The organism is Streptomyces sp. NPDC056361 (assembly GCF_042262805.1).
Taxonomy (GTDB): domain Bacteria; phylum Actinomycetota; class Actinomycetes; order Streptomycetales; family Streptomycetaceae; genus Streptomyces.
The window spans coordinates 1-23,132 of sequence record NZ_JBHJQI010000044.1; the positions used below are offsets into that span (position 1 = coordinate 1).

Consider the following 23,132-nt stretch of genomic DNA (forward strand, 5'->3'; position numbering starts at 1 on the left):
GCAGCGGTGTGCTGCGGGGCCCTTCCCGTACGTGCGGTTCAGGCGACGAGGCCCGACAGCTTGCGCAGGGACTCGGTCAGCGCCGCCGTGGCCGAGTCCTTCAGCTTGCCCGCCATCAGGGAGACCGCCGCACCGGTGAACTCGCCGTCGATCCGCACGGTCGTCGCGTCCCCGTCCGCCGCCAGCGAGTAGCGGGTGGTGACGAGGACGCCCATCGGGCCCTTGCCCTTGATGGCGAAGGCCCGCTCGGACTCCAGCTCCTCGACCGTCCAGAGGACCTCGGCCGGGAAGCCCATCAGCTTCATGTTCTCGGTGAAGGTGGCGCCCGCCTCCAGGGGGGCGGGGCCGCCGTTCGGGAAGCTGGTGTGGGTGGCGTTCCACTCGCCGTACGAGGCGAAGTCCGTGAGCTGCGCCCAGACCTTCCCCGCCGGCGCCTCGATCCGTGCCTCCGCGCTGACTTCGGCCATGAGACCACCCCTTCACGCGTCCAACTGGGTTCCGGTGTCGCGGAACGTAGCGGGGCGGCCGTGAACATTCAATACTGATGAACCGTCAGTTCTGCGGTGGCCGGGCCCGTGCCGTCGCCGATCCACCAGATCTCCGAGGCGTCGAAGCTGTCGGACGCTCGCGGCGCCCCGTCCTCCTCGTGGCAGTGGAACGCGGCCCAGAACAGATCGGCCGGCAGTGCTTCCCGGGGTGCGTACACCCGGTACACGTACTGCCGCCCGTCGAGCGCGAGCAGAGCGACCATCCAGAACACGACCGGAAGACGTGCGGCGGAGGGTCCGTGGTTGCAACAGGGGCGCGAAGCAAGGCGGCGCGCGCCCCTCGGGTCGAGCGAGCGCAATCTCATCCGCAAGGAGGAGGAACCGCGCACCCGTGCCCAACTCCGGTGGGATGTGGACATGCTTCTCGCCGGTGATGCCCCGGCCGCCCTCGCCTGATGAGGTGGGAGGGTGCACAGTCCCGTCCCGCTCACCCCGCCCCACCGGCAGCCCGTCGCCCTGCGCGCGGAGCTCACGTCCTTCCTCACGCCGTCGCTCGCGGCGGTCGTGACGGGCGCCCGCCGCAGAGCCCTCCGGGACGGTGACCGCCAGATCGACACCGCGCACCTCCTCCACGCGCTCGTCGAATCCGACCCCGAGGCCGGTGCCGCGTTCGACGACGCCCGCCGGCTCGCCCGCGTCCTCGGCTACCTCGCCCAGCGGTCCATCGGTTACGGCCTCCGCTGGCAGCGCTCGGTCGAGGACTCCGGCGCCGGGCGGCTGCTCCCCGCCGTGCGCGGGGCCGAACCGCAGGGCGCCCGGGCCTCCGGCTGGTCGCCCGCGGCGGCCGTCGCCCTGGAAGGCGCCTTCCGCCGGGCCGCCGCGCGCGGCGACGACCGCGCGCGCGGCCTCGATCTGCTCGCCGTCATCGCCGCCGATCCGGAATGCCGGGCCGCGGAGGTGCTGCGCCGCGCGGGGGTCGACCCGGCCGCGCTGGCCGCCGGCATCGACGGCCGGGCCGACGCGCGGATCGATTCCGGGCCGGACCTCGGCCCCGGCGTGCTCGTCGATGCCGGGTCGGACGCCCGTACCGATGGGGGCGCCGACGTCCGTCCGGACGTCCACGCGGACGTCCGCCTCGGTACGCGCGGTGAGGAGCCGTCTCAACAGGTGTAACGGGGGTTACGCGCCTGACGGCGTCCTGTCATCATGGCCGGATGCACGCGTCTCAGGGGAGAAGCGCCGGCCTGGGACTAGCCCTGGCCTCGGCCTTCGCATTCGGTGGTTCAGGTGTGGCGGCGAAGCCGCTCATCGAGGCGGGACTCGACCCGCTCCATGTGGTGTGGCTCCGGGTCACCGGCGCCGCGCTCGTCATGCTGCCCGTGGCCTGGCGCCACCGGGACCTGCTGCGCCGCAAACCCGCCCTCCTCGTGGGCTTCGGCCTGCTCGCCGTCGCCGGTGTCCAGGCCTTCTACTTCGCCTCGATCTCCCGGATACCCGTCGGCGTCGCGCTGCTCATCGAATACCTCGCGCCCGCGCTCGTCCTGGGCTGGGTCCGGTTCGTCCAGCGCCGCCCGGTCACCCGCGCCGCCGCCGTCGGCGTGGTCCTCGCCGCCGGCGGTCTCGCGTGCGTCGTCCAGGTCTGGTCGGGGCTGAGCTTCGACCTCCTCGGCCTGCTCCTCGCGCTCGCCGCCGCCTGCTGCCAGGTCGGCTACTTCGTCCTCTCCGACCAGGGCTCCGACGAGGCCGGGCAGGCCGATCCGCTCGGCGTCATCGCGTACGGACTGCTCATCGGCGCGCTCGTCCTCACGGTCGTGGCCCGCCCGTGGGGCATGGACTGGGCACTGCTCGGCGGCAGCGCCGACATGGACGGCAGCAGCGTGCCCGCGTGGCTGCTCCTCGGGTGGATCGTGCTGATCGCCACCGTCCTCGCGTACGTCACCGGAGTCATCTCGGTGCGCCGGCTGTCCCCGCAGGTGGCGGGGGTCGTGGCCTGCCTGGAGGCCGTCATCGCCACGGTCCTGGCCTGGGTCCTGCTCGGTGAGCACCTGGAGGCGCCGCAGATCATCGGAGGCGCGGTCGTCCTCGTCGGGGCCTTCATCGCGCAGTCGTCGACGCCGAAGGCGTCTCCGTCCGCGCCGGTGGCGGGGTCCGCCGCGGGAACGGAGGCCGGGGCAGGTGCCGCGGCAGGGCCAGGGGCACGCGACGGCGGCGGTCCCGGTTCCGGTTCCGGCGCTGACGGGGACGTGGTCGGGCGGGGTGCGGAGTTGTCGGCCGGGCGGAACGCCTCGTAGGGTGACGGCCATGCATTCGACCGTGCTTCCGCCTCCCGCCGCCTAGCGCGCGCGGAGACACTCCTCGACGAAGACCGGGCTCGGCCGGGCGGCTCCTCGCCCCCGCCGAGCGGTTCGTCGCTGCGCGCGCGGAGCCCAGCGACCACCTTTCCCTCCTGTCTTCCTCGGAGAAGTCACGTGTCGAACTCCTCGGGATCCGCCCTGTCCGTCGGGCGGAGCCTCCTCTATCTGATCGTCGCCGGAATCGCCTGGGGCACGGCCGGTGCCGCCGCCTCGCTGATCTTCCGGATCAGTGACACGGGCCCGCTGGCCCTTTCGTTCTGGCGCTGCGTCGGCGGTCTCGTCCTGCTGCTCGGCGCGCTCGCGCTGCGGCCGCGGCGGGCCGCCGCGCGTACCGCCGTCGAGTCGCGGGGCCGGCGGACGGCCCGGATCCTCGGCACGGGCATCGGGCTCACCGTCTTCCAGAGCGCGTACTTCGCCGCCGTCCAGGCCACCGGCCTCGCCGTCGGAACGGTCGTCACCCTCGGTGCGGGCCCCGTCCTCATCGCGGTCGGCGCCCGGCTCACCATGGGGGAGCGCCTCGGCCGCGGCGGGGTCGCCGCCGTCGCCGGGGCGCTCGCCGGACTGGCCGTGCTCGTCCTCGGCGGCGGCGCGGCGGAGGTCCGGCCGCTGGGTGTCGTCCTCGCGGTCGTCTCGGCGGCGGGGTACGCGGCGATCACCCTGCTCACCCGGTGGCTCGGCCGGGACGGCGGTGGCACGGACGCGCTGGCGACCACCACCTGGGCCTTCGCGATCGGGGCCGCCGGGCTGCTGCCGGCGGCGCTCGCGGAGGGACTCGTACCGCACACGGACGCGCCGCTGGGCGTCGTGCTCCTGCTGGTCTACGTGGCGGCGGTGCCGACGGCGCTCGCGTACGCCCTGTACTTCGCCGGGGCGGCCGTCGTCCGGGCGGCCACGGTGTCCGTGATCATGCTCCTGGAGCCGGTGAGCGCGGCCCTGATCGCCGTCTCGCTGCTCGGTGAGGAGCTCACCGCCGCGATCGTCCTCGGCACGCTGCTGCTGCTGGCCGCCGTCACCGGCCTCGCGTTCGCGGAGGCCCGGACGGCGGTGGAGGAACGCAGGCGGGAGGCCGCCGTGGCGGTCTAGGCCGACAGCAGGCCGTGCGGTCGCCGTCAGTCGGTGGTGCGGCGGCGGAGCTGGTGGTCGCGGGCGGCCCGGTCGCGGGGGCCGGCGCGCTCGCCGAGCCGGTCCGCGACGCGGTCCTGGACGTCCCGCGGTTTGTTGCCCGCGTACTTGAACTTGGCCCGTACGTCGGTGACCTCCAGGTTCAGCACGCGGATCCCCGACAGCATGCGGCCGAACGGGGCCTCGCCCGGCGCGACCGGCGCGGTGCCGCCGTCCGGCTGGAAGTGGGCGACCTGGCGGTTGAGGAGGTCGGCCTTCTCCGCCGGGTCGTCGACCACGTGCGCGGTGCAGCGCAGCTGGACGGCCGCGTAGTACGAGGTGGGGGTGCCGTGCTCGGACGGCGCCCCCTCGGGAGCCGTCCACGGGCCCGGTACGAAGACGTAGTCGTCGACCACGCTCAGGAGCACCGTCGGGTTCGCGTCGAGGGCGCGCCACAGCGGGTTGGGCCGGGCGAGGTGGGCGAGCACCCTGCCGTGGCGGCCGGGCTCGGAGTCGTACCGGAAGTGCAGGGGTTGCACCCACGGAGGTTCGCCGGGCAGGCCGTTGACGGCGAGCTGGCCGAAGTCGTGGCGGGCGAGCCAGGCGCGCCACTCGCCCTCGTCGTGGGCGGAGTCCCAGGGATGGATCAGCATCGTCGGTCCGTCCGTCCTCAGAGCGCGGCGAGGTAGTCGGGCAGGGCGACGGCCGGGTCGAGGTCGTCGGAGGGGATCGGCGCCCCGTAGTCGGGCCGTACGGGGACCACGCCGGACCAGTACGGGAGGGCGAGGTCCTCCGGGGCGTCGTTGGGGCCGCCGGTGCGGACCTTCGCCGAGACCTCGTCCAGGTCGAGCCGGATGACGGCGGTGGCGGCGAGCTCCTTGGTGTTGCCCGGGCGCGAGTCGGCGGAGCGGCCCGGGACGACGTGGTCCACCAGCGCGTCGAGGGCGGTGCGCAGCTCCTCCGGGTCGGTCACCTGGTGGGCGGTGCCGTGGACGACGACCGAGCGGTAGTTGAGCGAGTGGTGGAACGCCGAACGGGCCAGGACCAGGCCGTCGACGTGGGTCACGGTGAGGCAGACCGGCAGACCGGGGGCCTCCACGCCGTCGCCCGCGGCGCGCAGCGGGCGCGAGCCCGTGGAGCCGTGGACGTAGAGCCGGTCGCCGACCCGGCCGTAGAGCGTCGGCAGGACGACCGGCGCCCCGTCGCGCACGAAGCCGAGGTGGCAGACGTACGCCTCGTCGAGTATCGAGTGGACCAGCGCCTTGTCGTACGAGGCCCGTTCCCGGGAGCGGGTGGGCACGGTCCGGTCGGTCGGCGTGTACGCGTCGGCCGTGTCGGTGGACGCGTTCGTGCCGGCGATGTCGGTGGACTCGGTGGTCTCGGCGGCGGCGGCGGTCATTGCGGACTCCATTGCACTAGTGCATAATCTCTTTTGTGCTAGGAGAGTATCGGATCGAAGGTCGCCGCGCATCGGACATTGCCGCCAGCGTCGAGCGAGGAGTCGGGACCGGAGCCCTGGAGCCCGGCCGACTACTGCCGCCGATGCGGGAGTTGGCCTCGACCCTCGGCGTCAACGCGAACACCGTCGCCGCCGCCTACCGCACCCTGCGCGAGCGCGGTGTCATCGAGACGGACGGTCGCCGCGGCAGCCGGGTGCGGCCACGGCCCGCCACGACCGCGCGCGGCTCGATCCGGGTGGACGCGCCCGCCGGGGTGCGGGACGTGAGCAACGGCAGCCCCGACCCCGCCCTGCTGCCGCCGCTCGGCGAGGCGTTCGCCGAGGTGGCGCGAGGGTACGCCGAACGCCCCGGGCTGTACGGAGAGGCCCCGGTCGACGAGGAGTTCGGGCGGCTCGCCCGCGCCGCCTTCGACGCGGACGGCATTCCCCACGGCCCCGTCGGCGTCGCCTCGGGCTCCCTCGACGCCGTCGAACGCGTCCTCGCCGCCCGCCTCAGGCCGGGCGACGCCGTCGCCGTCGAGGACCCCGGCTGGGGCAGCCTCCTCGACCTCGTGCCCGCGCTCGGACTGCGCCCGGTGCCGGTCGCCGTCGACGACGAGGGACCGCTGCCCGACGAGGTCGACCGCGCGATCCGGCAGGACGGGGCGCGCGCGGTGATCGTCACCGACCGGGCGCAGAATCCCACCGGCGCGTGCGTCACCGCGGACCGGGCACGGGCCCTGCGCCGCGTCCTCGCCGCGCACCCCGACGTCCTCCTCGTCGAGGACGACCACGGGCACGGCATCGTCGCCCAGCCGCTCCACCCGCTCGCCGGCGTCACCGACCACTGGGTCCTCGTCCGCTCGGTCGCCAAGGCCTACGGCCCCGACCTGCGCATCGCCGCCTTCACCGGCGACGCCGAGACCGTCGACCGCGTGCTCGGCCGACAGCAGCTCGGCCCCGGCTGGGTCAGCCGGCTCCTCCAGCGGACCGTCGCCCACCTCTGGGCCACCGACGCCGTCGACCCCGCGCTCGTCGCCCGCTCCTACGGCAAGCGGCGTGACGGCCTCGTCCGCGCCCTCGCCCGCCGCGGCGTCACCGGCCACGGCCGCAGCGGCATGAACGTCTGGATCCCCGTCGCCGACGAGACCGGCGCCGTGGCACGACTCCTCGCCGACGGCTGGGCCGTCGCACCCGGCGCGCGGTTCCGGATGGACACCGGGCCGGCGGTGCGCGTGACGGTGTCCGGACTCGCGGCGTCGGACGTGGAGGGGTTGGCGGACGCGCTGGCCAGGGGGGCGCGAGGGGTGCCGGCGCGGAGTTACGGGTGACGGGGCCGTGCCGTGGGGCGACCCCGGCCCGCTGGGGTCGCGGTCAGCGCGACGGCGAGACCAGGCCCAGCTCGTAGGCGATGATGACCAGGTGGACCCGGTCACGGGCCGCCAGCTTGGTGAAGAGCCGCCCCACGTGGGCCTTCGCCGTGGCGGGGCTGATGGTGAGCCGGTCGGCGATCTCGGCGTTGGACAGGCCGCGTCCGACGAGGGTGAGCACCTCGCGTTCCCGGTCGGTGACGCCCTCTACGGACCCGGCCGGGGGAGTTGCCGCGGGTTCGGGGCGGGCGGCGAACTCCTCGATGAGGCGGCGGGTCACACTCGGCGCGATCAGCGCCTCGCCGGCGGCGACCACACGGATCGCGGTGAGGATGTCGTCCAGGTCCATGTCCTTGACGAGGAATCCGCTCGCGCCCGCGCGCAGCGCGCCGTAGACGTACTCGTCGTCGTCGAAGGTGGTGAGGACGACGACCCGTGACGGGCTCGGGCCCGCCGTGATCAGCCCGGTCGCCTCGATGCCGTTCATGCCGGGCATGCGGACGTCCATGACCACCACGTCGGGTCTGAGGTCCTCGGCGAGCCGGACCGCCTGCTCCCCGGTCCCCGCTTCTCCGACGATCTCGAGACCCGGGCTGTCCGCGACGAGCACGCGCAGCCCGGCGCGCACCAGCGGCTGGTCGTCGACGAGGACGACACGGACGGCGGGCGGGGTCATCGCGCCTCCACGGGCACCGGCAGCCGGGCCGCCACGCGGAAGCCGCCTTCGGGGCGGGGTCCGGCGGTGAACCGGCCGTGCAGCAGGGCGACCCGCTCGCGCATCCCGGTGATGCCGTATCCGGCGCCCGCCGACGCGGGCCCATGACCGTGGTCGGTGATCTCGATGGCCAGTTCGTCCTCCTGGTACTCGATGACCACCCGGCACTCGTGCGTGCCCGCGTGGCGGACCACGTTGGTGACGGCCTCCTGGATGATGCGGAAGGCCGACAGTTCGACGTCCGCGGGAAGCGGGCGCCGTTCCCCGCGCCGCACCACGTCGGCCCGTACGCCGCTGTCCCGCGTGGCCGCGAGGAGCCGGTCGACGTCCGCCAGGCTCGGCGCGGGGGCCAGCGGCGCCGCTTCGGGTCCGGTCGCGCGGAGCGCTCCCAGCATGCGCCGCAGCCCGGCCAGCGTGTCCCTGCTGGTGGACTCGATGGCGGCGAGGGCATTGCGGGCCTCCGCCGGCTGGGTGTCGATGACCCTGCGCCCCGTGCCGGCCTGGATGGCGATGACGCCGATGCTGTGCGCGACCATGTCGTGCAACTCGCGTGCGATCCGCAGCCGTTCGGCGGTGACCGCCTGGACCGCGGCCTGGGTCCGCACCGTTTCGGCGTGCTCGCGGCGCTCCTGGACGAGATGGCCGGCCATCACGGCAAGGGCGAGCATCAGGACGAGGAACGCGACGGCCGAGAGGAAGGCGTCCTGCCCGCTCCGGTGGAAGGCGGCGGTGGCGATCTGCACGGCGAGGGCGACGGCCGCGGCGGCGAGCGCGGTCCGCCGCCCCCGGACGGCGGCGATCCAGCCGACGGCGACATCGATCACCGTCGCCTGCAGGCAGCCGATCTGCCATGCCTGCCCCGATGCCGTCAACGGGTAGGCCGAGGCCAGCTTCGAGGCCGCGAGCAACGTCGCGGCGAACGAACCCGCCAGCACCAGGGCCAGGGTCGGCAGCGGTCGGCGCCGCAGGAGGGGGAGGGCCAGAACCGACAGCGCCGCCGGCAGCAACAGCCGTACGCCGGTGGGCTCGTTCTCGTTGAGCACCGCGACGTACAGCAGGATCGGATAGGCGAACGCACCGCACCAGGCCAGGGCCCGCGCCGCGGCCGGTCGCACGCGCCACGGGCGCGCGGCCCGGGGTGAGTGGATCATGCCGCGATCATAGGTACGGGCGGATGGCGGGGCATCGACCCGCAGGCGTACACCCCCGGGCCACATGCGGTCCCCGGGACTGTGGCCCGCCGGGCGATGCCGCGCGGAAGCGGCCCACGGCACGGTGGTCCGGTGATCGAAGTCAACGAACTGACGAAGCGATACGGCACCACCACCGCCGTCGCATGCCTGACCTTCACCGTCCGCCCCGGCCACGTCACCGGCTTCCTCGGTCCGAACGGCGCCGGCAAGTCCACCACGCTGCGGACGATCCTCGGCCTGAACGACCCCAGCAGCGGCACCGTCACCGTCGACGGACAGCCGTTCCGGGGGCGACCGCGCGGGCTGCGGCACGTCGGGGCACTGCTCGACGCCCATGACGTGCACGGCGGACGCAGCGCGCGGGCACACCTGTCCGCACTGGCACACAGCAACGGCCTGCCTCGGCGCCGGGTGGACGAGGTCCTGGAGGAGGTGGGGCTGGCCACCGCCGCCCAGCGCCGCATCGGAGGCTTCTCCCTCGGAATGAAGCAGAGGCTCGGCATCGCCGCCGCGCTTCTCGGCGACCCGCCCGTCCTGCTGTTCGACGAGCCGCTCAACGGGCTGGACCCGGAGGGCGTGCTGTGGGTGCGCGGCCTCTTCCGGCGGCTCGCCGCCGAGGGCCGCACGGTCCTGGTCTCCAGCCATCTGATGCGCGAGATGGAGCACACCGCCCAGCAGCTGATCGTCATCGGCCGGGGCGAGCTGATCGCCGCGGAGAGCCTGGCCGCGTTCGCCGCTCGCGGCACCCGGCCGAGCGTGTCCGTCCGCACACCCGACATCGCCGCGCTGACGACCGTCCTCGGCGCGGAGGGAGCGGCCGTCCGGCAGGAGGCCGACGGCTCGTGCACGGTGACCGGTCTGACAGCGGACCGCATCGGCGAACTCGTCTTCCACCACCGCGTCCTCCTGCACGAACTCGCCCCCCGGTCCGCCTCCTTGGAAGAGGCCTTCATGGGACTCACCGCCGGCAGCACCGAGTACAGCGCAGGAGAAGCACGATGACCGCACGGACGATGCCCGTACCGAAGGCGTACGCGACCGGCCTCGACTCCCCGGCCCGGTTCCGCCACCTCCTCGTCGCCGAGTGGATCAAGCTGTGGTCGCTGCGATCCACCTCCTGGGTCCTCGGAATCGGCCCGGCGGCGGTCATCGGCATCAACGTGAACTCCGCCCGGAGCAATGCCGAGCGGCTGGCGCAGCAGCCCGAACTGCCTCCCGCCACGCCGCCCGGATTCCCCGCCGGGGTCGAGACGCTCTTCGATCCCCTGGGCACCGCCTTCGTCGACCCGGCCTGGCAGCTCCTCATGGTCGTCGCCGGCAGCGTCGGCGCCCTCGCCGTCTTCGGCGAGTACACCACCGGACTGATCCGCACCACCTTCGCCGCCGTCCCCGCGCGCAGCGCGGTCGTGTCGGCCAAGGCGATCGTCATGGCGGCGGTCATGCTCGTCCTCGGGACGGTCGTCGCGGGCGCTTCGTTCGGCGTGACCCAGATGATCCTGCGGGACCACCACGGCATGTCCCTCGGCGACCCCGGGGCCCTGCGGGCCGTCGCCGCCTCCGCGCTGCTCGCGCCGTTGTGCGCGCTTGTCGGGATGGCCCTCGGCGCGCTCGTCCGGCACGCGGCGGGCACGGTCGTGGCGGTCGTCGGCGTGCTCCTGATGGTGCCGGCGCTCTTCACGGGTGAGACGTACCGGTGGGTGAAGGAGATCGGGAACGCGATGCCGCTCTGCGCCTGGCGGGCGCTGGTCAGGAATCCCGCGCGGGATTACGCGGCGGAGAAGTACCCGGTGCCGGTGGGGGAGGCGTGGGGGGTGTTCGGAGGGTGGGCGTTGGTCGCGGTGGTCGTGATGGTGGTGGTCGTGCGGCGGCGCGACGTGTGAGGGGCGTTCGCGGAAGCCTAGATCCGGCAGGGGGCGCCGTCCGTTGTGCCCACCCGTTCCGCCTCGGCGGAACGGGTGCCCACGGTGGGGGGCGCGGGGGTGGGATCCGCCCCGGCGGAGCGATGGCCCGCGACGGGGGGCGTCGGGGCGGGGCGGGTGCGGGTCTGGGTGAGGGCGGCGCCGGCGAGGACGACGAGGGCGCCGAGAGGGGTGTTCCAGGTGAGGTGTTCGTCGAGGAGGGCGACGCCGGCGGTGGTGGCGATGACGGGGATGAAGTACGTGACCATGGAGGCCGTGGTGGGGCCGACCTCGGCGACGACTCCGTACTGGAGGAGCATCGCGTAGCCGGTGCCGAGGGCGCCGAGGGCGATGACGGCGAGGAGGGGGAGGACCTCGACGGACTTCGGGAGGGACGTGAAGAAGGGGGTGACCGCGGCCAGCTGGAGGGTGGCGAGGCCCACCTGGGAGGTGGCGAGGGAGAGGTGGGAGGCGCCGGTGCCGGCGAGGGTGCGGCGGACGTAGATCCAGCCGACGGCGTAGCTGAAGGAGGCGAGGAGGGCGAGGGCGGTGCCGGTCACGTCGAGGCCGGAGAAGCCCTGCCAGGCGCCGAGCACGGTGAGGACGCCCATGAAGCCGATGCCCAGGCCGGCGGCCCGGACCCGGGTCGGGCGGTCCTCGGAGAGGGCGACGAGGGAGAGGAGCATGCCCCAGAGCGGCGTCGTCGCGTTGCAGATGCCCGCGAGGGTCGAGGGGATGGTCAGCTCGGCGTAGGCGAAGAGGGAGAACGGCAGGGCGTTGAGGAGCAGGGCCGCGACGGTGAGGTGACCCCAGGTGCGGGCGCCCCGGGGCAGGCGGTCGCGCTTGACGACGAGTGCCACGGCGAGGACCGCCGTACCGAAGAGCAGCCTGCCGAAGGTGACCTGGAACGGGGCGAAGCCCTCCGTGCCGACCTTGATGAAGAGGAAGCTGAAGCCCCAGATCAGCGCGAGCGCGCCGAAGCGGACGCGCCAGTCGAGCAGGCGTGAGGTGCGGGCGGTGGTCGGGGCTGCGGGGCTCATGCAGTCAGGGTGACGGGCCCCACCTCTTAGGACAAGCGAGAATTCCTCGACCCCTTCCCTTAGGATCGCTTACATGTTGAACCTGGAGCGCCTGCGCACCCTCGACGCCGTCGCCCGGCACGGCTCGGTCAGCGGCGCGGCCGACGGGCTGCACGTCACGACCTCGGCCGTCTCCCAGCAGCTGTCCAAGCTGGAGCGCGAGGTCGGCCAGCAGCTGCTCGCCAAGAACGGCCGGGGCGTCCGGCTCACGGACGCCGGGCTGCTGCTCGCCGAGCACGCCGCCCGCATCCTGTCCCAGGTCCAGATGGCCCAGGCCGACATCGAGGCCCAGCGGGGGCAGGTGGTCGGCGAGGTGCGCGCCGCCGCCTTCCCCACGGCGGCCCGGGGACTCTTCCCCGCCGCCCTCGCCGCCCTGCGCGAAGGACACCCCGAGCTCCGGGTCCGTACGACGGAGCTGGAGCCCGAGCAGGGGGTGCGCGCGGTGCTGCGCGGCGACGCGGACCTCGCCCTCGTCCTCGACTGGAGCAACAAGCGGGCGCCCGTGCCCGGCGGGCTGGAGCGCGCCCACCTCCTCGACGACTCCGCCGACGTGGCCCTGCCCGCCGGGCATCCGCTGGCCGGCCGCGAGACGGTGGACCTGGAGGACTTCGCCGACGAGGAGTGGGTGTCCTGGCCCGAGGGCGAGTTCTGCCACGACTGGCTGATGTTCACCCTGCGCTCGCAGGGCATCGAACCGCGCATCGGTCACCTCGCGGGGGAGCACCACACCCAACTGGCCCTCGTCGCCGCCGGGCTCGGGGTGTGCGTCACGCCCCGGCTCGGTCGTCCGGTTCCGGACGGGGTCGTCTTCGTGCCCGTACGGCAGCAGGTGCGGCGGCACATCTACGCGACCTGGCGCGCCGACGCGGGCCGCCGGCCCTCCGTACGGGCGGTCGTCGCAGCGCTGCGGGCGGCGGCGGAGCCTCTGGGGAGTTAGGGGTCGGGGGGCCTGGCGGCAGCGGGGGCGGGGGGCCGGTGCCTACCGCCGGTCCGGCCGCGCCCGTGCCTCGCCGGGTGCCCGGTCGGTCAGAGGTCGGCGAGCTTGCGGAAGTCCCAGGAGGCGACGGCGTCCGGGGTGAGGCGGAGCCAGGCGTGCCGGCCGTCGTGGGGCATGGCGTCGAGGCCGAAGTTCTTGGCGGCGAAGAGCCGCTCGACGACGTCGAGTTCGGGGCACGGTTCGCCGGTGCGCGGGGACTCGCCGACGAAGACGGCCGTGCCCGAGAGTTCGACCCCGCGGAGGTCGCCGTACTCCTCGCCGTCGTCGACCACGACCGCGATCCTCGGATCGGCGCGCAGTTCCGCCCAGCGGCGGCTGCGGGTCAGCGAGTACAGCCACAGCGAGGTTCCGTCCCAGGCGAACCAGAGCGCGCTGACGTGCGGGCGGCCGTCGGCGGAGACGGTCGCGACCCGGCAGGTGCGCTGTTCGGCGAGGAAGGAGTCGAGCTCGGCCGGGGTCATCATGATCCGGCGTCCACGGCGCTGTGCGACGGTCATCGTCCGCACCCTTCTGGATTTCTGATGAGACGTCAGAAAGCATGGAGGGCCATCCGCGCGCGTGCAAGGGGAGACCATGGGTCAGAGTTCGGCAGAACGGCTCGGGGAACGGCTCCGCCCGGACGGCGGAGTCGTCCTGCTCACCGTCGAATGCCAGGAGGGGGTCGTCGGCCCGGACAGCGCACTGCCCGAACTGGCCACCGCCGCACGCAGATCGGGCGCCCTGCGGAACGTCGCCCGGTTGGTCGCCGCGGCGCACCGGGCGGACGTCCAGGTGATGCACGCCGTCGCGGAGCGGCGCCCCGACGGCCGGGGGGCCAACAGCAACGCCAGGCTGTTCCGGGCCGCCGGCCGGCTGCCCGTGCAGCAGCACAGCGGCAGCAGGGCGGTACGGGTCGCCGCGCCGATCGAGGTCGTCGACGAGGACCTCGTGGTCCGGCGCCTGCACGGGCTCTCGCCGCTCGCCGGAACCGACGTCGACGCACTGCTCCGCAACCTCGGCTGCCGGACGCTGATCGTCACCGGCGTCTCGGCCAACGTGGCCGTGCCCAACGCGGTGTTCGACGCCGTGAACCGCGGCTACACGGTGGTCGTGCCCGGGGACGCCATCGCGGGGGTGCCGGCCGACTACACCCCCGCGATGATCCGTCACACCCTCGCCCTCGTGGCCACGATCACGACGACCGACGAGGTGCTGGACTGCTGGAAGGCTCCCCGCGGTCCCGGGCGGACCGGAGGTGCCGTCAGCCGAGGCTGATCTCGTCGCCCACCACCTGGATCGGCGTCGGCGGCAGGGGGGACGGCGCCGGGCCGGACTTCACGCTGCCGTCCGACACGTCGAAGTGGCTCTGGTGGCACGGGCAGACGATGGCGCCGTCCTTGACGGCGCTGACGGCGCAGCCCGCGTGGGTGCACTTCGAGGAGAAGGCCTTGAACTCGCCGGCCTTCGGCTGGGTGATCACCACCCCCTGGTCGGCGAGCACCTTCCCGCCGCCCACCGGGATGTCGCCGGTGCGGGCGAGCGTGGCGCCCTCCGCTGCCGTGTTCTTGTCGTCCGAGCCGCCGCCGCAGGCGGCGAGCGCCGCCACCAGGCCCGCGCTGCCCGCCGCCGCGACCACCGTCCGGCGTGCCACTCCGCTCATGTACTGCCCCTCTTCCCTCGGTGCACTGCTGTCGGCCACGACCGTACGTCTGTGACCTGTGTCCCGTTCACAGGATGGCGTCTTCGACCGCCTTACAGTTCCCAGTAGAGTGTCGGAACTTGGACATCCTTCGATCAAAGTGTCCAGCTCCGGCGGGCCCGGGGCCCGACACCGCCGGGACGGGGGCCCCACACATGCCGACGCACTCGGTCAGCGCCCACCACGTACGGGCCGTGCTCCTCGGCGCCGAGCGGCGCGGGGTGGCCGTGACGTCGCTGCTCGCCCGCGCCGGACTGCCCTCCACCCTCGCCGACGAACCCCGCGCGCGCGTGCCGGCCGAACAGTTCGGACAGCTCGTCAGGATGCTGTGGGCCACGCTCGACGACGAGTTGATCGGTTTCGGCGGCGCGCCCAGCAAGGTGGGGACCTTCGCGATGATGGCCCACGTCGCCGTCCACGGCAGCCGGGACCTGCGCGAGGCGCTCCGGCGCTGCCAGGCCTTCTACTCCCTCTTCCCCGCCGGACCGCGCTTCCGACTCGTCGAGCCCGCGGCGGGGGAGGCCGGCGAACCCGACGAGGCCCGCATGGAGTTCGACGTCTCCGCGTACGACGACCCGCTGCACTTCGGAGCCGAGTCCACCGTGCTCGTCGCGCACCGCTTCGCCGGCTGGCTCATCCGCCGCCGGATCGGCCTGCGGCGGGTCGAGTTCACCCACCCCGAACCCCGTCACTCCGGGGAGTACGCCCTCCTGTTCGGCGCGCCCCGGGTGTTCGGCGCCGGACGCACGGCCGCCGTCTTCGACCGGGCGGACCTCGACGAACCCGTCCTCCGCGACGCGGCGGCGCTCAAGGTCTTCCTCCGCCGCGCCCCCGTCGACGTGCTCGTCTGCGCCGACTACGGCAGTACGGCGACGGGCCGCGTGCGGCACCTGATGGGGAGGGCCCTGCCCGCCGGGCCGGTGCCGACGCCCGAGCAGCTCGCCGACCGGCTGTCCGTCAGCCCGCAGACCCTCCGCCGCCAACTGGCCGCCGAGGGGACCACGTACCAGCGGCTCCGCGACCAGGTGCGGCGCGATCACGCCATCGCCGAACTGGCCGGCGGCCGGGTCTCCATCGAGCGGCTCTCCCGCCAGCTCGGGTTCTCCGAACCCAGCGCCTTCCACCGGGCGTTCCGGCGTTGGACCGGCGAGACGCCCCGGGCGTACCGGGCGCGGCCCCGGGGGGTCGCGGCGGACGTCGGGGCCGTAGGGCGGAACGAACGGTTCGAGGGAGGCGGGCAGGCTCGCCGCGGTCGCGGTCAACAACCGTGAGCGGTACGGTCACAGCCGCCGTCCGCGCCCCGTCCTACCGTCCCGCCATGACCGAAATCGACCGGTCCGGCGCCGTGAGGCCCCCGGACCCCACGCGCCGCCGGTGAACCCGCGCCGGGTGGCCGGTGCCGTCCTCGGGGCCGGTGTGCTGCTCAGTCTCGTCGCGGGCGTGGCGGTGACCGCGCTCGGCGTCAGGGTCGACGGCACGAGCATGGCGCCCACCCTCCACCAGGGGGACCGGATCCTCGTGGCGCCGGGGTCGGCGGGCGAGGCCCGCCGGTTCGACGTGGTGCTGCTGCGGGCCACCGGAAGGGACGCGCTGCTGGTGAAGCGGGTGATCGGGCTGCCGGGTGACCGGGTCGCCGTCGTGTCCACGCCGGAGGAGCCGTTCCAGGTGCTCCTCCAGGAGGGCGGACGGGGGCCCGTGTACCGGGTGGTGGCGCCCCAGTGGACGGCCCAGGCCCGCCGTACGGGTGCCTGCTGCGCGCCCGACGGCACGCGGTCGGCGAGGCCCGGGATGCGGACCGTGCCCGAGGGCGCGTTCTTCTACCTGGGGGACAACCCCGACCTGTCCGACGACTCCCGGACGTACGGCTGGGGTGACATCGGCCGGGTGGAGGGGAGGGTCGGACTGCGGGCCTTCCCGGTCACGTCGGCGGGGGACATCGGCAATAGGCCGGTCCTGGAGGCGTACCCGGGGCCGGGTCCCTAGGGCCTGTCGTCACATTCCCGTCGTCGCCCGAAGGGCGGCCCCGCGGCGCCCGGCACGCACGCTCCAGGCCGGGCTGATCGGCCGGACACCCCTGGGTGCTACCGGGGGATCTCCTCGCGGCCGGTGCTCAGGGCGACCCGGACCACGGTGTCCGCGACGCGGCGGGCCGACGCCTCGGGGGAGGGGCCGGCCTGCACGATGTGGCTGGCGGTCAGCCGGACCGCGGCGTCCACGGCCAGTTCGCGGGCCACCGGGTCGACGGTCGGCCAGGCCTCCGTGACGTACGCGTCGGCCATCGCCGTCGCCGTCTCGAACGCCGCCGCGGAGCGGGTGGTGAGGTAGGGGAGGAGTCCGTCCTCGCCCGCGCTGGTCAGCATGGCCTTGATCAGCGGGTTGCGGCCGGCCAGCGTGAGCGTGAAGCCGACGGCCGCCTCGACGGCCGCGTGGAGGTCGTCCCGGTGGGCGTCCAGGCCCTGCTGGATGCCGACGAGGCAGCGTTCCAGCTCGCGCTGGAAGAGGGCCTCGCCGACCGCCTCCTTGGACGGGAACTCCGAGTACAGGGTCTGGCGGCTGACGCCGACCGCGCCGGCCAGGTGCGCCATGCGCAGCTTGTCGAACCCGCGGTCCGCGACCGCCTCGTACGCGGCGTCCAGCAGGCGCTCGCGCAGCAGTGTCCGAACCGTCTCCCTGAACCGTGGCATCGGCCAAGCCTAGTCCAGCGCAATTCTTCCCAGGATTGTCCGAAGTGTTGACACTCCTTCAAAGAGTGTCCAATTCTCGAACAGGAAGCCGCGAAGTGTCATTCGACCCGGTGCGGCCCGAAGGTTGGAGATCCCATGCAGAACGAGACCAGAGGCGTCACCCGCTGGCGCAGATCGGCGTTCCTGGCCGTGCCCGCGACCGCGGCCGTCGCGGCGATGGCCACGGCGATGGTCCAGGGCGCGCTCGCCGCGAACCTCTCGCTGACGAGCGTCCCCTTCACCCTCAGCTCGAAGACCGTGGCCGCGCACCAGGGCATCGGCGCCGTCATGCACACCATCGACGCCGGCGGGGCCAAGGGCGCCGCCGAGGTCGGCATCGCCAAGGCCGGGCTCGACGGCATCTGCGTCCACGCCGTCCAGTCCGTCAACCTTCCGGTGATCGGAAGCCTCGGCACGTGGTCGCTGAACATCTCCTCGCCCGCCGCGGCGACCCCGCTCACCAGCGACCAGCTCGTCGCCGGCGCCGGCCTCCAGGCCAACAAGCTGGTCCTGGACGCCCAGTCGCTCAAGGCCGCCACGGCCACGCTCAACGCGAGCGACGCCACCCCGAACGTCATCGGCGCCGCAGCCGACGGCGCCGCGATCAAGGGCACCGGCATCAACGACGGCACCCCGGGCCAGTTCGGCCTGGACGCCACCGGTGGCCGCACGGACATCAAGAACCTCAACGCCGACGCCAACGGCGCCACGATCTCCGGCGCGATCACCCTGCCCGACCTCGCCATCGGCATCACCCACGGCGACAAGGCCTGCTGACCCGGACGCGACCGCACCGCCCGAACCGGTCGGGGCCCCGCGCATCCCGTACCGCGCGGGGCCCCGGCCTCCCCCCTCGACCCACCGCTGTGAGGCCTTCATGACCACCGATCCGCCGTCCGGACAGGCAGGGCCGACGGCCTCGGCCGAGCCCGCCGAGCCGTCCCGGGAACCCGACCAGGGCAGGGCGCACCGCGCGCGCCGCGCGTTCCGCCGCTGGCGCCGCACCCGGCCCTTCTGGGCGGCCCTGTGGACCGGAACCGGCGGCTTCGTCATCTTCTTCCTGCCGATGGCGCCGCTCGGCAAGATCCTCCAGGTCGGCGTCGGAGGGATCGCCGGCATGGCCGGCGGCGTCGTCATCATGGCGATGGCCCTGCTCGTCCTGCTGCTGCCGAGCCAGCGCCACACCGCCGGCGTCATCGCCGTGATCGCGGGAGTCGCCTCCTTCCCGCTGTCCAACCTCGGCGGCCTGTTCGTCGGCATGGTCCTCTCCGTCCTCGGCGGCTCGATGGCGTTCGCCTGGCTGCCCGAGAAGCCCGCCCGGAGGCGCGGCGGCCCGCTGCGCCGCGACCGCGGGCCGGCCGCCGGAACACCCGTACCCCCCGCGTCCGTTGGGAGCGGATCCGTATGACACGCATGACAGACCGCCTCGGCCCGTCCCTCGCCCGCGTGCGCGCGGCCGGCCCCCGTGCCGTCTCCGACTGGAACGCCCGGATGCTCGCCGAGGCGGCCGACGGCACCCGGCGGGGCACCCGCTGGGGCCGCGGCGCACTGGCCTTCGTCCCCTCGGTGATCGCCGTCGGCGCGCTCGGCACGGCGCTGGCGCAGGGCGCGCTCGCCGCCAACTTCAGCGTCACCGGCCAGCCCTTCACCCTGACGTCCAACGGCGTCGCGGGCACCGGCTTCGGAGCCGTCGTCAACACCCCGGCCGTGGGCCGCCCGGACGGCACGTCGACCACCAACACGGCCATGGCCCGCGTCGGTTTCGCGAGCGCCGGACTCGCCGGACTGTGCGGCATCGTGCACCAGACGATCGCCGGAGTGCCGTACTCGCTGCTCCTGACGGGCGGCCAGACGGTGACCGCCACCCCGCCGGGGACCTTCACCACCGACATCGACGCGTCGAACCTCTACATCCAGGCCACCGAACTCCAGGCGTACGGACCCACCACGCTCCAGAACGCGGTCATCGGCCAGTCCGCCGACCAGGTCACCGTGGCCGGCAAGCCGCTCACCGGCGCCCTGCCCGGCGGGTTCGGCCTCGGCTCGGCCGGCGGCGAGGGCGGCAGCTCCATCAAGCTGCACGGACTGAACGCCACCGCCTACGACGCCGAGATGGCCGGGGCGCTCGTCCTCCCCGACCTGAAGATCAGGGTCGTCGCGGGATCGGCCACGGCATGCTGAGCCGGGCGAAGGCCGCGTACCGCTGGTTCCGCGCCTTCCGCCGCACCCGGCCGTTCTGGGGCGGGGTGTGGCTGGTCGCGGGCGGCTGGACCGTCCTCAAGTTCTCCCTCAGCTCCCTGCAGCTGATCGTCAGCACGGGCTTCGGGGGAGTGGCCGGCTACCTGGTCGGCGGCGGGATGATCCTCTGCGGGCTCGTCCCGCTCGCCCTGCCCGCCCAGCGCTACACCTTCGGGCTGATCGGCGCGGTCCTCGCGGTCGTCTCGCTGGTCGTCTCCAACCTCGGCGGATTCCTCCTCGGCATGGCGCTCGGAGTCCTCGGCGGTTCGATGATGGTGGGCTGGGGCGCCAAGCGCCCGCGCCGGGCACGCGAGGCGGTGGAGGGGTGACGCGCCGGAAGACCCGCCGGAAGGCGCTCGCGGTGGCTGCCGCCCTGCTGCTCGCGGTCGTCACCGCCGTCTGGTCGGGCCAGCCCAGCAGCGCCTCGGGACCGACCGCCGCGCCCGAACCGCTGGGCGTGCCCTTCCTGCCCTCGCCGGACCCCCTGCACGTCACCATCTCCAGCATGGTCGCCGTCTCCATGACCGTGGACAAGAACGTCACGATCCGGCTCTCCGACGGCACGACGCGGACGACGACCCAGTACACCTTCACCAAGCTCAAGATCCGTTCGCACATGAACGTCACCCAGCGGGCGGCCGGCCACACCGTCTCCATCGACGTGCCCCAGGAAGGCTCCCTCGGCGGATACGACAGCGCGGGGAAGCCAGAGACGACCACCATGTGGGGGAACATCACCAACGTCTGCGTCCGGGTGCTCGTCAAGATCTGCGGGGTGCAGGGCCTGCTCGACTTCTTCGGCTCCCTCATCCCCCTCACCGCCGGGGCCGAGGACTTCGTCGGCGACATCTACGCCATCCGCACCGTCGACGACCACGCCGCCCTCGACTCCACCGACAACCCCGTCCACCTCCCCGGGACCATCACGGTGACCACCCCATGAGCCCCGACCGCCGCCCCTTCGAGGGACGCACCCACTGGCGCCGCTCCCTGGCCGTCGCCGTGCCCGCGCTCGCCGCCGCCGGCGGCATCGGCTCCGCCATGGCCGGCGGAGCGCTGGCCGTCGGACTCCGGATCCAGGACCGTCCCGTCGACTTCACGACCAGCAGCCTGTACGGAACCCAGTACGGCGCCGCGGTCGTCGACCAGACCGTCGTACGGCCCGACGGCTCCACCGCGACCCAGCGGGTGCTCCGCATGGGCTTCGCCGACGGCATGCTCAACGGCCTCTGCCTCAGCCAGCGGCAGCAGATCGCGGGAGCCACGTACACGCTGCTGCTGACCCTCGGCGACGGCAACCCCGGCTCCTGGGAGATCAGGACGAAGAACACCGTCCTCGACCTGCGCAGCGCCACCGGCGTCCTCGACATGGACGGCGTCGTCGACCTGAACGTCAACGGTGCCGACGTGAAGACCGTCAAGGACGCCACCGGCGCGTACGTCGTCAACCCGCTGGACAGCCCGCAGCACCGCTTCGGCATCCAGGCGCGCTACGCCAAGTTCGACGCGATCGTCGGCACCGCGCAGGACTTCCAGATCCCCGGCCTCCTCACCGCGCCCGGGCTCAAGCTCTCCGTCCGGCCGGGGGTCGTGGCATGTCCCGCTCCGGCCCGGCCGACGGGGACTCCGGGGACCCCGTGAGCGCGTCCGCGCGGGGCCGGGCGAGCGCGCCCGGCCACCACGCCCGCGGGCCGAGGTCGCGCACCAGCGCCGGGACCACGAGCGAGCGGACCACCAGGGTGTCGAGCAGGACCCCGAAGGCGACGATGAACGCGATCTGCACGAGGAAGGCCAGCGGGATCACCCCGAGCGCGGCGAACGTCGCGGCGAGGACGACACCGGCGGAGGTGATCACGCCCCCGGTCGCGGTCAGGCCGATCCGGACGCCCTCGCGGACCCCGTGGCGCAGCGACTCCTCCCGGACCCGGGACATGAGGAAGATGTTGTAGTCGACCCCGAGCGCGACGAGGAAGACGAAGCCGTACAGCGGCACGGACGCGTCGGTGCCCGTGAAGCCGAGGACGTGCTCGAAGACGAGTGCCGAGACGCCCAGGGTGGCGGCGAAGTTGAGCGCCACCGTCGCGACGAGGAGCAGGGGCAGCACCACGGAGCGCAGCAGCGCCATGAGGATCAGCAGGATGATCGCCAGGACCACCGGCACGATCAGCGCGCGGTCCCGTGCCGCCGTGCGCTGGGTGTCGTACTGCTGCGCGGTGGAGCCGCCCACCAGCGCGTGGGCCTCCGGGACCGCGTGGACGGCCGTACGGAGCCGGGCGAGCGTCTCCCTGGCCGCGTCGCTGTCGGACGCGGCGGTCAGCGTGGCGTCGACGCGCACCCGGCCGTCGACCACGAGCGGCGCACCGGGCGCGGGGCGGCCCGCGGCGTCCACCGGGAACGCCGAGTCGACGCCGTCCACAGCCTCCGCCGCGGCGACCACCCGGGCGGCCGCCGGAGCGTCGGCGATGATCACCGCAGGGTTGCCCGCGCCGCCCGGGAAGTGGCGGCCGAGGGTGTCCTGCGCGGTGACGGACGGCGCGTCGTTCACGAAGATCTCGTCCAGGGGCACGCCCCGGGAGTCCAGGGCGGGCGCAAAGGCGGCGCAGGCCAGCAGGCCCGCGAGGGAGATCGCCCACACCTTGCGCGGCGCCCGGTCGACGAGGGCGGCGACGCGCTCCCAGACGGCCTGACCGCCCTTGGCGGGGGAGGGGGCGGTGGTGCCGGTGGTGTCGGTAGTGGCGGTGTCGGCGGGGCGTGGCTTCGGGCGGGCCGGCCAGTACGCGGCCCGGCCCGTGAGGACGAGGGCCGCGGGCAGGAAGGTGAGGGTGCTCAGCACCGCGCAGACGATGCCGATCGCGCCGACCGGACCGAGCGCCCGGTTGTTGGCCAGGTCGCTGACGAGGAGGGCGATCAGGGCCAGGGCCACGGTGGCGGCACTGGCGACGACGGGTTCGAAGGAGCGGCGCAGCGCCTTGGCCATCGCGGCGAAGCGGTCCGCGCCGGGGGCGGCGAGCTCCTCGCGGTAGCGGGCCGCCAGGAGCAGGGCGTAGTCGGTCGCGGCGCCGATCACCAGGATGGACAGGATGCCCTGCACCTGGCCGTCGACCCTGACCAGGCCGGCGTCGGCGAGGACGTACACGAGCGCGCACGCCAGACCCAGCGCGAACACCGCCCCCAGAATGATCATCAGGGGCAGCAGGACGCTGCGGTAGACGACCAGCAGGATGAGCAGCACCGCGACCAGCGCGACGCCGAGCAGGAGCCCGTCGATGCCGGCGAACGCGCCGGACAGGTCGGCCTGGGTGGCGGCGGGGCCCGCGAGCCCCACCGTCGTCCCCGGCACCGAGGCCGCCGCGGCGCGGATCGCGTCGAGCGTGACCGGCAGTTCGTCGCCGAGACCGGGCCGGAGCGGGACGACGGACCGCAGCGCCCGGCCGTCCTCCGACGCCAGCGCGGGGGAGGGCGGCCCGGCGACGCCCGGACGCCCGGCGAGGCCGGCGAGGGAGCGGGTCGCCGCCTCCGTGGACCCGGGCGCCAGCGTCCCGCCGTCCCGTGCCGTCCACACCACGATCGCGGGTACGGCCTCGGAGGAGCGGAAGGCCTTCTGCTCCTCGACGACCCGGGTGGACTCGGCGCTGCGGGGCAGGAAGGCGGCCTGGTCGTTGGTGGACACCTCGCCGAGTCGGCCGGCGAACGGGCCGAGCCCGCCGCCCACGACGAGCCAGACGGCGAGGAGTGCCAGGGGCAGGAGGAGGCGGGTCCGGCGCGCGGCGCGGGGCATGGGAACTCCGAACTTTGTCTCGATCATTAACTATCTCAATGATTGAGAAAGATTTGTACCACGACGGTTCCCCGACGGTCGT

27 protein-coding genes are annotated in these 23,132 nt (G+C 74.0%); 16 read left to right on the forward strand and 11 right to left on the reverse strand.

The genetic code is table 11. From position 1 onward, the window contains the following. Positions 1-38: 38 nt before the first annotated feature. Together ACFCY7_RS16600 and ACFCY7_RS16605 are read right to left on the reverse strand one after the other, a co-directional pair. The gene (locus tag ACFCY7_RS16600) at positions 39-467 is read right to left on the reverse strand and encodes an SRPBCC family protein (protein WP_367828158.1); all 429 of its coding nucleotides are present in this window, start codon (positions 465-467) and stop codon (positions 39-41) included. A 68-nt stretch (positions 468-535) separates the two neighbouring features. Further along, the gene (locus ACFCY7_RS16605; RefSeq protein WP_376485468.1) at positions 536-760 is read right to left on the reverse strand and encodes a hypothetical protein; all 225 of its coding nucleotides are present in this window, start codon (positions 758-760) and stop codon (positions 536-538) included. A gap of 196 nt (positions 761-956) precedes the next feature. On the opposite strand from ACFCY7_RS16605, the gene ACFCY7_RS16610 reads away from it, so the two are divergent. The 3 genes from ACFCY7_RS16610 to ACFCY7_RS16620 all read left to right on the forward strand — a co-directional run bounded on the left by ACFCY7_RS16610 (position 957) and on the right by ACFCY7_RS16620 (position 3,925). Further along, positions 957-1,661, forward strand: coding sequence for a Clp protease N-terminal domain-containing protein (locus ACFCY7_RS16610; protein WP_376485470.1), 705 nt, complete (start codon positions 957-959; stop codon positions 1,659-1,661). Between the two features lie 41 nt (positions 1,662-1,702). Then, positions 1,703-2,779: a DMT family transporter gene (locus ACFCY7_RS16615; protein WP_376485473.1), complete on the forward strand. Its 1,077-nt coding sequence runs from the start codon at positions 1,703-1,705 to the stop codon at positions 2,777-2,779. A 177-nt stretch (positions 2,780-2,956) separates the two neighbouring features. Then, positions 2,957-3,925: a DMT family transporter gene (locus ACFCY7_RS16620; protein WP_376485475.1), complete on the forward strand. Its 969-nt coding sequence runs from the start codon at positions 2,957-2,959 to the stop codon at positions 3,923-3,925. 26 nt (positions 3,926-3,951) lie between these two features. On the opposite strand, the gene ACFCY7_RS16625 is transcribed toward ACFCY7_RS16620, so the two are convergent. Both ACFCY7_RS16625 and ACFCY7_RS16630 read right to left on the reverse strand, forming a co-directional pair. Continuing rightward, a complete protein-coding gene (locus tag ACFCY7_RS16625) occupies positions 3,952-4,596 on the reverse strand; it encodes an FMN-binding negative transcriptional regulator (RefSeq protein ID WP_376485477.1) in 645 nt (214 codons plus the stop codon). A 17-nt stretch (positions 4,597-4,613) separates the two neighbouring features. Further along, positions 4,614-5,342 carry a pyridoxamine 5'-phosphate oxidase family protein gene (locus ACFCY7_RS16630; protein ID WP_376485480.1) on the reverse strand — a complete coding sequence of 243 codons (729 nt, stop codon included), beginning with the start codon at positions 5,340-5,342 and terminating at the stop codon, positions 4,614-4,616. A 35-nt stretch (positions 5,343-5,377) separates the two neighbouring features. Here ACFCY7_RS16630 and ACFCY7_RS16635 point away from each other — a divergent pair, with 35 nt between their 5' ends. Beyond that, positions 5,378-6,712: an aminotransferase class I/II-fold pyridoxal phosphate-dependent enzyme gene (locus tag ACFCY7_RS16635; RefSeq protein WP_376485481.1), complete on the forward strand. Its 1,335-nt coding sequence runs from the start codon at positions 5,378-5,380 to the stop codon at positions 6,710-6,712. Between the two features lie 43 nt (positions 6,713-6,755). On the opposite strand, the gene ACFCY7_RS16640 is transcribed toward ACFCY7_RS16635, so the two are convergent. Continuing rightward, a complete protein-coding gene (locus ACFCY7_RS16640) occupies positions 6,756-7,427 on the reverse strand; it encodes a response regulator (RefSeq protein ID WP_376485484.1) in 672 nt (223 codons plus the stop codon). Continuing rightward, on the reverse strand, positions 7,424-8,617 hold the full coding sequence (locus tag ACFCY7_RS16645; protein WP_376485487.1) for a sensor histidine kinase: 1,194 nt from the start codon (positions 8,615-8,617) through the stop codon (positions 7,424-7,426). Before ACFCY7_RS16645 ends, ACFCY7_RS16640 begins: the two co-directional genes overlap by 4 nt. 132 nt (positions 8,618-8,749) lie before the next feature. Here ACFCY7_RS16645 and ACFCY7_RS16650 point away from each other — a divergent pair, with 132 nt between their 5' ends. Next, positions 8,750-9,661, forward strand: coding sequence for an ATP-binding cassette domain-containing protein (locus ACFCY7_RS16650; RefSeq protein WP_376485489.1), 912 nt, complete (start codon positions 8,750-8,752; stop codon positions 9,659-9,661). Beyond that, positions 9,658-10,539, forward strand: coding sequence for an ABC transporter permease (locus ACFCY7_RS16655; protein ID WP_376485491.1), 882 nt, complete (start codon positions 9,658-9,660; stop codon positions 10,537-10,539). Before ACFCY7_RS16650 ends, ACFCY7_RS16655 begins: the two co-directional genes overlap by 4 nt. A gap of 17 nt (positions 10,540-10,556) precedes the next feature. Here ACFCY7_RS16655 and ACFCY7_RS16660 read toward each other — a convergent pair whose 3' ends face one another. Beyond that, a complete protein-coding gene (locus tag ACFCY7_RS16660) occupies positions 10,557-11,597 on the reverse strand; it encodes a DMT family transporter (RefSeq protein WP_376485494.1) in 1,041 nt (346 codons plus the stop codon). A gap of 73 nt (positions 11,598-11,670) precedes the next feature. Between ACFCY7_RS16660 and ACFCY7_RS16665 the strand changes: the two genes are divergently transcribed. Continuing rightward, positions 11,671-12,573, forward strand: coding sequence for a LysR family transcriptional regulator (locus ACFCY7_RS16665; protein ID WP_376485496.1), 903 nt, complete (start codon positions 11,671-11,673; stop codon positions 12,571-12,573). Positions 12,574-12,662: 89 nt separating this feature from the next. On the opposite strand, the gene ACFCY7_RS16670 is transcribed toward ACFCY7_RS16665, so the two are convergent. Next, the gene (locus tag ACFCY7_RS16670) at positions 12,663-13,130 is read right to left on the reverse strand and encodes a pyridoxamine 5'-phosphate oxidase family protein (RefSeq protein WP_376485499.1); all 468 of its coding nucleotides are present in this window, start codon (positions 13,128-13,130) and stop codon (positions 12,663-12,665) included. 76 nt (positions 13,131-13,206) lie between these two features. Here ACFCY7_RS16670 and ACFCY7_RS16675 point away from each other — a divergent pair, with 76 nt between their 5' ends. Then, the gene (locus tag ACFCY7_RS16675; protein WP_376485501.1) at positions 13,207-13,887 is read left to right on the forward strand and encodes a cysteine hydrolase; all 681 of its coding nucleotides are present in this window, start codon (positions 13,207-13,209) and stop codon (positions 13,885-13,887) included. On the opposite strand, the gene ACFCY7_RS16680 is transcribed toward ACFCY7_RS16675, so the two are convergent. Beyond that, complete coding sequence (locus ACFCY7_RS16680; RefSeq protein WP_376485503.1) at positions 13,874-14,272, reverse strand: Rieske 2Fe-2S domain-containing protein; 399 nt, start codon at positions 14,270-14,272, stop codon at positions 13,874-13,876. The two genes, ACFCY7_RS16675 and ACFCY7_RS16680, sit on opposite strands and share 14 nt — an antisense overlap. A gap of 194 nt (positions 14,273-14,466) precedes the next feature. Here ACFCY7_RS16680 and ACFCY7_RS16685 point away from each other — a divergent pair, with 194 nt between their 5' ends. After that, positions 14,467-15,582 carry an AraC family transcriptional regulator gene (locus ACFCY7_RS16685; RefSeq protein ID WP_376485506.1) on the forward strand — a complete coding sequence of 372 codons (1,116 nt, stop codon included), beginning with the start codon at positions 14,467-14,469 and terminating at the stop codon, positions 15,580-15,582. Between the two features lie 103 nt (positions 15,583-15,685). Further along, complete coding sequence (gene lepB / locus ACFCY7_RS16690; protein WP_376485508.1) at positions 15,686-16,294, forward strand: signal peptidase I; 609 nt, start codon at positions 15,686-15,688, stop codon at positions 16,292-16,294. Between the two features lie 98 nt (positions 16,295-16,392). Here the strand turns inward: lepB and ACFCY7_RS16695 are convergent, their stop codons facing one another. Then, positions 16,393-16,995: a TetR family transcriptional regulator gene (locus ACFCY7_RS16695; protein ID WP_376485511.1), complete on the reverse strand. Its 603-nt coding sequence runs from the start codon at positions 16,993-16,995 to the stop codon at positions 16,393-16,395. A 135-nt stretch (positions 16,996-17,130) separates the two neighbouring features. Here ACFCY7_RS16695 and ACFCY7_RS16700 point away from each other — a divergent pair, with 135 nt between their 5' ends. The 6 genes from ACFCY7_RS16700 to ACFCY7_RS16725 all read left to right on the forward strand — a co-directional run bounded on the left by ACFCY7_RS16700 (position 17,131) and on the right by ACFCY7_RS16725 (position 20,913). Further along, positions 17,131-17,811 (forward strand): cholesterol esterase, encoded by a 681-nt coding sequence (locus tag ACFCY7_RS16700; protein WP_376485513.1) that lies wholly within the window; start codon positions 17,131-17,133, stop codon positions 17,809-17,811. 100 nt (positions 17,812-17,911) lie between these two features. Next, positions 17,912-18,442 (forward strand): DUF6114 domain-containing protein, encoded by a 531-nt coding sequence (locus ACFCY7_RS16705; protein WP_376485516.1) that lies wholly within the window; start codon positions 17,912-17,914, stop codon positions 18,440-18,442. After that, complete coding sequence (locus ACFCY7_RS16710) at positions 18,439-19,215, forward strand: DUF6230 family protein (protein ID WP_376485519.1); 777 nt, start codon at positions 18,439-18,441, stop codon at positions 19,213-19,215. The genes ACFCY7_RS16705 and ACFCY7_RS16710 overlap by 4 nt, the downstream gene beginning before the upstream one ends. Then, complete coding sequence (locus tag ACFCY7_RS16715) at positions 19,209-19,601, forward strand: DUF6114 domain-containing protein (protein ID WP_376485520.1); 393 nt, start codon at positions 19,209-19,211, stop codon at positions 19,599-19,601. Before ACFCY7_RS16710 ends, ACFCY7_RS16715 begins: the two co-directional genes overlap by 7 nt. Further along, positions 19,598-20,215, forward strand: coding sequence for a hypothetical protein (locus tag ACFCY7_RS16720; protein ID WP_376485522.1), 618 nt, complete (start codon positions 19,598-19,600; stop codon positions 20,213-20,215). The genes ACFCY7_RS16715 and ACFCY7_RS16720 overlap by 4 nt, the downstream gene beginning before the upstream one ends. Then, positions 20,212-20,913, forward strand: a complete 702-nt coding sequence (locus tag ACFCY7_RS16725) for a DUF6230 family protein (protein ID WP_376485523.1) — start codon at positions 20,212-20,214, stop codon at positions 20,911-20,913. The genes ACFCY7_RS16720 and ACFCY7_RS16725 overlap by 4 nt, the downstream gene beginning before the upstream one ends. Here ACFCY7_RS16725 and ACFCY7_RS16730 read toward each other — a convergent pair. Continuing rightward, entirely contained in the window at positions 20,837-23,050 is a 2,214-nt protein-coding gene (locus ACFCY7_RS16730; protein WP_376485606.1) for an MMPL family transporter, read from the reverse strand. The genes ACFCY7_RS16725 and ACFCY7_RS16730 overlap by 77 nt on opposite strands. Positions 23,051-23,132: the final 82 nt, after the last annotated feature.

Excerpts from the sequence above, each read along its gene's own strand:
- ACFCY7_RS16675 (WP_376485501.1), top strand. The coding sequence starts at position 13,207 with ATGGGTCAGAGTTCGGCAGAACGGCTCGGGGAACGGCTCCGCCCGGAC.
- ACFCY7_RS16710 (WP_376485519.1), top strand. The coding sequence starts at position 18,439 with ATGACACGCATGACAGACCGCCTCGGCCCGTCCCTCGCCCGCGTGCGC.
- ACFCY7_RS16640 (WP_376485484.1), bottom strand. The coding sequence starts at position 7,427 with ATGACCCCGCCCGCCGTCCGTGTCGTCCTCGTCGACGACCAGCCGCTG.
- ACFCY7_RS16655 (WP_376485491.1), top strand. The coding sequence starts at position 9,658 with ATGACCGCACGGACGATGCCCGTACCGAAGGCGTACGCGACCGGCCTC.
- ACFCY7_RS16645 (WP_376485487.1), bottom strand. The coding sequence starts at position 8,617 with ATGATCCACTCACCCCGGGCCGCGCGCCCGTGGCGCGTGCGACCGGCC.
- ACFCY7_RS16715 (WP_376485520.1), top strand. The coding sequence starts at position 19,209 with ATGCTGAGCCGGGCGAAGGCCGCGTACCGCTGGTTCCGCGCCTTCCGC.
- ACFCY7_RS16630 (WP_376485480.1), bottom strand. The coding sequence starts at position 5,342 with ATGACCGCCGCCGCCGCCGAGACCACCGAGTCCACCGACATCGCCGGC.
- ACFCY7_RS16670 (WP_376485499.1), bottom strand. The coding sequence starts at position 13,130 with ATGACCGTCGCACAGCGCCGTGGACGCCGGATCATGATGACCCCGGCC.
- ACFCY7_RS16680 (WP_376485503.1), bottom strand. The coding sequence starts at position 14,272 with ATGAGCGGAGTGGCACGCCGGACGGTGGTCGCGGCGGCGGGCAGCGCG.
- ACFCY7_RS16600 (WP_367828158.1), bottom strand. The coding sequence starts at position 467 with ATGGCCGAAGTCAGCGCGGAGGCACGGATCGAGGCGCCGGCGGGGAAG.
- ACFCY7_RS16705 (WP_376485516.1), top strand. The coding sequence starts at position 17,912 with ATGACCACCGATCCGCCGTCCGGACAGGCAGGGCCGACGGCCTCGGCC.
- ACFCY7_RS16685 (WP_376485506.1), top strand. The coding sequence starts at position 14,467 with ATGCCGACGCACTCGGTCAGCGCCCACCACGTACGGGCCGTGCTCCTC.
- ACFCY7_RS16615 (WP_376485473.1), top strand. The coding sequence starts at position 1,703 with ATGCACGCGTCTCAGGGGAGAAGCGCCGGCCTGGGACTAGCCCTGGCC.
- ACFCY7_RS16730 (WP_376485606.1), bottom strand. The coding sequence starts at position 23,050 with ATGCCCCGCGCCGCGCGCCGGACCCGCCTCCTCCTGCCCCTGGCACTC.
- ACFCY7_RS16695 (WP_376485511.1), bottom strand. The coding sequence starts at position 16,995 with ATGCCACGGTTCAGGGAGACGGTTCGGACACTGCTGCGCGAGCGCCTG.
- ACFCY7_RS16725 (WP_376485523.1), top strand. The coding sequence starts at position 20,212 with ATGAGCCCCGACCGCCGCCCCTTCGAGGGACGCACCCACTGGCGCCGC.
- ACFCY7_RS16665 (WP_376485496.1), top strand. The coding sequence starts at position 11,671 with ATGTTGAACCTGGAGCGCCTGCGCACCCTCGACGCCGTCGCCCGGCAC.
- ACFCY7_RS16625 (WP_376485477.1), bottom strand. The coding sequence starts at position 4,596 with ATGCTGATCCATCCCTGGGACTCCGCCCACGACGAGGGCGAGTGGCGC.
- ACFCY7_RS16660 (WP_376485494.1), bottom strand. The coding sequence starts at position 11,597 with ATGAGCCCCGCAGCCCCGACCACCGCCCGCACCTCACGCCTGCTCGAC.
- ACFCY7_RS16700 (WP_376485513.1), top strand. The coding sequence starts at position 17,131 with ATGCAGAACGAGACCAGAGGCGTCACCCGCTGGCGCAGATCGGCGTTC.